The following is a 277-nucleotide window of genomic DNA, read 5'->3' on the forward strand; positions in this document are numbered from 1 at the left end:
TACATCCGGCTTCAGCCGCCACAGCAACTTCCAAATGGCGAATATCAAACGCACCTCTGCCACTGGATTGCGTCCGCTGCGAGATAACGGCAGTTCCTGATGCTCAAATCCTGCCTTAATTATAGTGTCAACGGCCTGACCTGGCATACTCGCTACGTGGACACGGTAACCGGCGGCCTGCGCACCTATCGCAACAGGCAGGCGGTGGGAAAGAAAAAAGCCAGGATCATTAACGATAAATAACAGCACAGGGCTCATGCTTGTTCTTCCAACCATG

At 52.7% G+C, this 277-nt stretch carries 1 protein-coding gene; it reads right to left on the reverse strand.

The features are described from left to right. Positions 1-258, reverse strand: a 258-nt coding sequence (locus AAEZ05_RS28470) for a glycosyltransferase (protein ID WP_350649929.1), incomplete at its 3' end; no start/stop codon positions are given. Positions 259-277 lie beyond the last annotated feature (19 nt).

It is taken from the genome of Pseudomonas sp. HY13-MNA-CIBAN-0226 (assembly GCF_040310305.1).
In the GTDB taxonomy this organism is placed as follows: domain Bacteria; phylum Pseudomonadota; class Gammaproteobacteria; order Pseudomonadales; family Pseudomonadaceae; genus Aquipseudomonas; species Aquipseudomonas gregormendelii.